This window comes from Paraburkholderia sp. NMBU_R16 (assembly GCF_013282575.1).
In the GTDB taxonomy this organism is placed as follows: Bacteria; Pseudomonadota; Gammaproteobacteria; order Burkholderiales; family Burkholderiaceae; genus Trinickia.
Genome location: NZ_JAAAYE010000026.1, coordinates 82,383 through 88,805 on the forward strand (window position 1 = coordinate 82,383; position 6,423 = coordinate 88,805).

Sequence of the window (6,423 nt, forward strand, 5' to 3'; positions counted from 1 at the left end):
GCACTTCAAAAATACGCGCCCGCTGTAACGGGTGCGTTACACGCCCTCAACTCTAACGCTATTGGAAATAATTCGCAATAGATTTTGGCTAATAAAACCGATAGCCTGCCGCGTTGCGGCATACGAGGCGAGGGGGTCTGCGCGCTGCGCAACAGCCGGTCCCTCGCATCAAGCGCTTTTTCCCAGGGGGAACTCGATCGTGACTTCGAGACCGGGACCAGGCGTACGGTTGCGCAAGCGCAACGAGCCGCGGTAGCGGCTCACGAGCCGCTGGACGATTGCCATGCCGAGGCCCGTGCCGTTGGCCTGGCTACGCGCCGAGTCGACCCGATAAAAGGGACGTGTCACGAGCGCGAGCTGGTCCTCGGGAATGCCGGGGCCCTCGTCCAGCACGGCGAGCTCGACGCGCGAATGCGCGACTCGCGTCTCGAGCATGATGTGTGGAATCCCGTCCACCTCGCTGTGGCCGTACTTCTTTGCGTTTTCGAGCAAATTGCCGACCACGCGTCGGACGTCGGTTTCGTCGGCTTCGATGATCGCGGACGGTGCGAGCCGCGTAATGAGCCGCACGCCGTCCTCGCTGGCCATGCGGGCGGCCATCTCCCCCGCGACCTGCGAAAGATCGACCGACTCCGATGTACGCTGAACCGGCCGCGCATAGTCGAGAAAGCGGCCGATGATCATGTCCATTTGCTCGATGTCGTCGATCATGGCGTCCTTCGTTACCTGATCCGACGGGCTCATCTCGGTCTCGAGCCGCAGCCGGGCGAGCGGGGTGCGCAAGTCGTGCGAGATGCCGGCGAGCATCAGCGCGCGATCGGCTTCGAGCTGCTCGAGATCCCGCACCATCTGGTTGAAGCTGCGATTCGTGTCCGCCGCGACACCGAGACCGCGCTCGGGCAGCGGCTCGGGGGCTTGGCCGGAGCCGACCTTGCGTGCGGCGACGGCGAGCCGCGCAAACGGCCGGTTCACGAGGCTCGTGATGAACGCGGCGCCGAATAGCGACAGCGCGAGCGCAAAGATGCCCCAGCCGGCCCATTGCAGACCCGTGACGTTATCGAGTTGTTCCCGGTCGAGCGCGACCCAGTAGTCGTCCTCGTCGATCTTGAAGCTGATCCATACACCGGGAATGTCATTGACCGATTGAGCGATGACGGTATCGTCGCCAAGCCGGCCGCGGATGTCGTGTTCGATGAGCCGGTTGAGCGACTCGTCAGGCTGCAGCGTGTATTTGTCCGTCGTCTCGCGCGGATAGACGCGCACGCCCTCGTTGCTTTCGAGGTCTTGCAACAGCGCCCGCCGCAGGTCCGGATCCGAGTAGAGCAGCGCCGTGCGCGTGAGCTTGACGATCGCGACGAGCTGCAGTGCCACCCGTTGGGCGCGCGGCTCGCGCTCGATCACGCGAAAGCTCTGGAACCACGCGGCCAGACTCACCGCGATCAGTAGAGCGATCAGCAAGAAGGTGCGCCAGAACAGGCCCCCGAAGACGTGCGTGAGAATACGCCGGTCGATGCGCATGGGGCCTACTGACACAAAAGGAAAGGGACGGGAGAAAGCAACCCGCCGATCACGCCGATCCGTCGGGGATGAAGACGTAGCCGAGCCCCCAGACGGTCTGGATGAAGCGCGGGCTGCTCGGATCGACTTCGATCAGCTTGCGCAAGCGTGAAATTTGCACGTCCAGGCTGCGATCGAATACTTCGTATTCGCGGCCCCGCGCCAGTTCCATCAGTTTTTCGCGCGAAAGCGGCTGCCGCGGATGGCGTGCGAACACTTTGAGCACGGAGAACTCCCCCGTGGTCAATGGAATTTCCTGGCCGGCTTTCGTCAGCGTGCGCGTGGCGAGATTGAGCGCGAAGTCGCCGAACTCGAAGACCTCGGCCGTTTCGGACGGCGCACCGGGCAACTCGGAGGGCGACTGGCGCCGCAGCACGGCGTGAATACGCGCGACCAGTTCGCGCGGATTGAAGGGCTTCGGCAAATAGTCGTCGGCGCCCATTTCGAGCCCGACGATACGGTCCACGTCTTCTCCCTTGGCCGTCAGCATGATGATCGGCGTACGGTCGTTGCTGCCGCGCAGACGGCGGCAAATGGACAAGCCGTCCTCGCCCGGCAACATCAGATCGAGCACGAGCAAGTCGAAGCGCTCGCGCACCCAGAGCTTGTTCATCGCGGGCGCGTTTTCCGCGACGTAGACATTGAAGCCTTGTTCGCCGAGGTAGCGGCGCAGGAGATCGCGCAGGCGCGGGTCGTCGTCGACGACGAGAATTTTCGAGGGGTTTTTCGTTTCCATGGACGGCATCTTAGCGCGATTGCAAAGAGGGACGGGAAAGTAGGAATTCTCGCGTTACAGTCGGTTACAAAATTTACCCCGCTTCGAGGGGGTGCGTAAACAGCGCGCACGTAAACTTCTTCACCGAAAGCGGCTCTTCGGTGGATACTTCATCCGATACATTTTTATGCCCGCCACTCGCTCGGGCTCAAGCACACGTAATTCGAGGTCGCCGGTTGCCGCACAACGAAGGGAACAAGATGATGGACAGCGCGTGGCCGCGTATGCGCGCTCGGATCCTGGCGATCGCCGTTGCAGGCGCCGTCGTCGGCGCTGTCGGTCCGCTCGATGCCTACGCCCAGCCGCAGCGCCGAGGTGACGGCGAGGCGCAGCCGTCGTCCTCCTTTCGCCGCAACTTGCCCCATTCTCAACATCCCCGCGCGGCCAGCGCCGCTTCGGCTCCTATCGTGCGCACGAACACGCCGTTCGAATTCGGCACTCAGCAACGGGACGGACACCTGACACCGGAAGAGCGCCGCTTGCTGCGTCAGCACATCGAAGACGCCGTGCGCGAACTCTATAAGCGCTGAGGCCGCGCCGGCGAGGGTGCGGCTCGCGCACGCTGCAACGCTCTTAACGCGAGCGGGCCGCGCGCCAGGCGATCCAGAGCTTGCGAATCGGTGTCAGCGCGATGCGTTGATGAAGCACGCGATAGCCGTCTCGTTCGATTTCGTCGAGCAGCGCGAGCGCCATGGCCGATTGAGCCCGCAGCGTACGCTGCGTCTTGCGTTCCGATTGCGGGATGCCGGCCAGCGAGGCCACGATGGCCTCGCGCGCACGCCTCGTCTGAAACCGCATGAGCTCGTTGAAGGCGGGCGTGTACTTGCGGTTGATGAGCTCCGCCGCGCTGACCTGGAACCGCTGCAGTTCGTCGATCGGAATATAGATGCGGCCGTGGCGCGCGTCGTTGCCGAGTTCCTGCACGAGCTGAGCCAGCATCAACGCGTTGCCGAGCGGCGGCGCCCATTGCGTGGCCGCCGCCGTGTCCCGGGCGGTGACGCGCGCCACGGCAAGCGCGAATGCGCCTCCGACTTGCTCGATATAGCTGCGCAGGTTGGGGTAGTCGAGATAGCGTGCCTGGTTCAGATCCATCTCGAAGCCGTCGACGAGCGCCTGCAGCGTAGCCGCTTCGCCGCCGATGTCCGCGCGGTGCTCGGCTAGCGCAACCGATACCGGATGCGTCGGTCGTCCGGCCGCGAGCGAGGCGAGCTCCTGTTGCCACCACGCGAGCTTGGTCCTGCCGATGGCGGGATCGCTCGTCTCCCTCGCCGCTTGTTCGAGTTCACGGCGCAGCGCGAACAGCGCGGTCAGCAGCGGCTGCTTCGCAAGCGGCGCCTGGCGCAGCGCGTAGTAGACGCTGGAGCCCGGCGGGGCGGCTTTTTGCGCACAGTACTCGTCGAAGTGACCTTGGGTCGAACTGGATTGTTGTGACACGTCCGTAAAACTGATGAGAGGCGGCAGGTGCGGAGTGCGGATACTACCTCATCCCGACACGCCGCTCCTCACGCGGGCCTGCTTGCGCGAACTCACGCCGCCGGCGATCGGATACCGGTCTCGTCGAGAAAGCGGAGCACATGGCCGGCTCCCCCTTTCGTCCAGACATCGACATGGTCTGCACCATCGACCACGGCAAGCCGGCGCGGAGCACGCACTCCCGCGTACAGCTGCGCGAACTGCCGCGGGGGAATGACTCCGTCCGCGTTGCCACCGTAGATCAGCACCGGCACGCGTACCGCGCCGATCTTGCGCAGGTTGTCGTAGCGATCGCGCACGAGCCAACGTACCGGCAGCCGCGGGAAACGGGTAACAGCGACATCGGCGATGCAGGTGAAGGGGGCCTCGAGAACGAGCGCCTCGATCGCGAACTCGGTGGCGAGCTGGACGGCGACGCCCGAACCGAGGGAGTAGCCGTGCAGCACGACGCGCGGGGTCTGCCGCAGGGCGAACTCGATCGCCGCTCGGCCGTCGGCATAAAGGCCAGCTTCGCGCGGCTTGCCCGCGTTGCCCCCATAGCCGCGATACTCGGCGAGCAGGACGCCGTAGCCGGCCGCGATCAGATCGTGTGCGATATGCACGCGCTGCGAAAGATCCTCGCCGTTGCCGTGAAAGAGTACGACGACGCGGCCGTCGGCTTGCGCAGGCGGCTTATAGCGAACGCTCAGCGCGAGTCCGTCCTGCGTTCTCAGCGTGACGCGTTCGAGTCGGTCCGCGGCAGGGTTGGGGGCGAGCGCGCGAATCTTTTCGAGTGGATAAATGAGCCGGCCCTGGAGCCAGAGCACGGCTGCGAAGGCGGAACCGACGCCGAGCCCGGCAACGCCGGCAGCCGACAAGAGCGCGAGACGAGATGGGCGCTTCATCGATGCGAACCTCCCGAAGGGAATTGTTTCTGGGACTGCGCCGCAAGCTCCGTACATTCGATGCCGAAGACGCGTCCGTGGCGGTGCATCAGCGCCTCGAAATCAGCCGGTGCGAGCAGCGGCGGCGGATCGTGAAGGGGGCGAGCCTGCGCGAGCGCGCGGGCAAAACGAGCGAACGTGGCGAAGTCGAGCGGATAGCGCGCCGTATCGACGCCGACGAAGCGCCCGGCCCGCGCGGCACGATCGAGCAGGGCGCGCCACCGGGCGATCGAAGCCAGCCCGATGCTTTCCGTGCCGTGCGAGAAAAGCATCAGATCGATCTCATCGAATGGCGCCGTGCCGGAGAGAAAGCGTTCGAGTGCGCGGGCGGAGGGTTCCACACAAAAAAGCAGCCAGAGCGGAATGGCGCGAAGCCGCAGCGTCGTGAACGGATCCATGAGAATGAACGAATCGACGACGAGCCGGGTCGCCTCGATACCGAGCGACCGGTACCACGTCCGATAGATCGCCGCGGCCGCGAAGCTCATCGATTCGGGCGAGCGAAAGCGGATTTCGACGACGCGCCAGTTCATCTGCTGCGCGAGCTCGACGATATCGTCATGTAATGCGGCGTCGAAGCCCCACTCGGCCTCCGGTGCGACATCGTTCGGCTCCGGCGGCTCCCAGCGGTGCCGAGTACAGCCGTAGCGCGCCAGGTACTCGCGCACGCGCGGGCCGCCGCGCAAGTATTCGTCTTCCGTGGCACCGCCTGTTGCGCCGAATTGATAGAGCGAACGATCGCCTGTACGCGTCACGGGCCAGCTCCGTGTGCATTCGATGACAAAAAGGGTACCGCCGGGGGCGAGACTGCGCAGCAGAAATTCACGATGAGCGAGCGGTAACGCGCGATGCTTGAGACGAAAGTAGCGCATGGTCCGCAGCATCAGCCGGTCCTGATTCGGATCCTGCATCTGGTGGACGGCGATGCGTGGATCGGCTTCCAGCAACGAATCGACGATGCGGCGGCCTGCTTCGAATCCTTGCCGGGCATCGTCCGGATCGCTGGGTGCCGCCCGGACCGGACACAGGAACGTTTGCGGAAGCCATGGCACGCCCATCGCTGCAGCCAGGTGCACGAGCGCTCCGTTCGACGAGCCGATGAACGCCGCGCGATAGGGGCGCGTGGGGTAAGCGTCCGTGATCCATTGCGCAATACGCTCGATATCGAGGCGACGGGCGGCGCGAGCGGTGATCCCCTCGCTCATGCCGCCGATCGCATAGGCCCACTCGCGCCCCGTTCTGGGCAGCCGATTGATCGCCGGCATAGCGGCGTCGAGCCACGGCGACTGGCTGAGGCTCGAGAACGCCTTGCCACGCAGTGAAGCGGCAAGTGCTTGAACCATGGCAGCGGCTGAATCGAAGCGTGCAATGCCGCGAGGGGGACGGGTCATCACGCAAGCTCCCCGGCCGATGCCGCGGCGCGTGCGTGCTCCAGGAGGAACGGCTCGATAGCGAACGCGAGGCTCCACGGATTCACATAGTTGAGCGTGTGCGTGCCGCCTTCGAGTCGAAGCGAAGCGCCGCGCGGCAGCGCACGCGTGAGCTCGTCGGCCCAGCGCGGTGGCACGTGCCGCGCGTCAAACAAGATGAGAGCAGCGCGTCAATCAGGATGAGAGTACTGGCGTGGCGGCAGCGGTGAAGGGCGTAGCCCGGAACCTGTCTCTTATACACATCTGACGCTGCCGACGAGTAAGC

The 6,423-nt window shown here is 64.9% G+C and carries 7 protein-coding genes; 1 reads left to right on the forward strand and 6 read right to left on the reverse strand.

Annotated elements, in window-relative coordinates:
• Positions 1–168 precede the first annotated feature (168 nt).
• Both GWC77_RS15295 and ompR read right to left on the reverse strand, forming a co-directional pair.
• Positions 169–1,518, reverse strand: a complete 1,350-nt coding sequence (locus GWC77_RS15295; protein WP_173258176.1) for an ATP-binding protein — start codon at positions 1,516–1,518, stop codon at positions 169–171.
• Between the two features lie 49 nt (positions 1,519–1,567).
• Positions 1,568–2,293, reverse strand: coding sequence for a two-component system response regulator OmpR (gene ompR, locus GWC77_RS15300; protein ID WP_102643356.1), 726 nt, complete (start codon positions 2,291–2,293; stop codon positions 1,568–1,570).
• A 239-nt stretch (positions 2,294–2,532) separates the two neighbouring features.
• Between ompR and GWC77_RS15305 the strand changes: the two genes are divergently transcribed.
• Positions 2,533–2,862 (forward strand): hypothetical protein, encoded by a 330-nt coding sequence (locus GWC77_RS15305; protein WP_254366977.1) that lies wholly within the window; start codon positions 2,533–2,535, stop codon positions 2,860–2,862.
• Between the two features lie 43 nt (positions 2,863–2,905).
• Here GWC77_RS15305 and hpnD read toward each other — a convergent pair whose 3' ends face one another.
• The 4 genes from hpnD to GWC77_RS15325 all read right to left on the reverse strand — a co-directional run bounded on the left by hpnD (position 2,906) and on the right by GWC77_RS15325 (position 6,295).
• Positions 2,906–3,766, reverse strand: a complete 861-nt coding sequence (gene hpnD / locus GWC77_RS15310; RefSeq protein ID WP_173258178.1) for a presqualene diphosphate synthase HpnD — start codon at positions 3,764–3,766, stop codon at positions 2,906–2,908.
• 92 nt (positions 3,767–3,858) lie between these two features.
• On the reverse strand, positions 3,859–4,689 hold the full coding sequence (locus GWC77_RS15315) for an alpha/beta hydrolase (protein WP_173258179.1): 831 nt from the start codon (positions 4,687–4,689) through the stop codon (positions 3,859–3,861).
• Positions 4,686–6,119 carry a hypothetical protein gene (locus GWC77_RS15320; RefSeq protein WP_217283286.1) on the reverse strand — a complete coding sequence of 478 codons (1,434 nt, stop codon included), beginning with the start codon at positions 6,117–6,119 and terminating at the stop codon, positions 4,686–4,688. Before GWC77_RS15320 ends, GWC77_RS15315 begins: the two co-directional genes overlap by 4 nt.
• Positions 6,119–6,295 carry a hypothetical protein gene (locus GWC77_RS15325; RefSeq protein ID WP_173258181.1) on the reverse strand — a complete coding sequence of 59 codons (177 nt, stop codon included), beginning with the start codon at positions 6,293–6,295 and terminating at the stop codon, positions 6,119–6,121. Before GWC77_RS15325 ends, GWC77_RS15320 begins: the two co-directional genes overlap by 1 nt.
• Between the last annotated feature and the right edge of the window lie 128 nt (positions 6,296–6,423).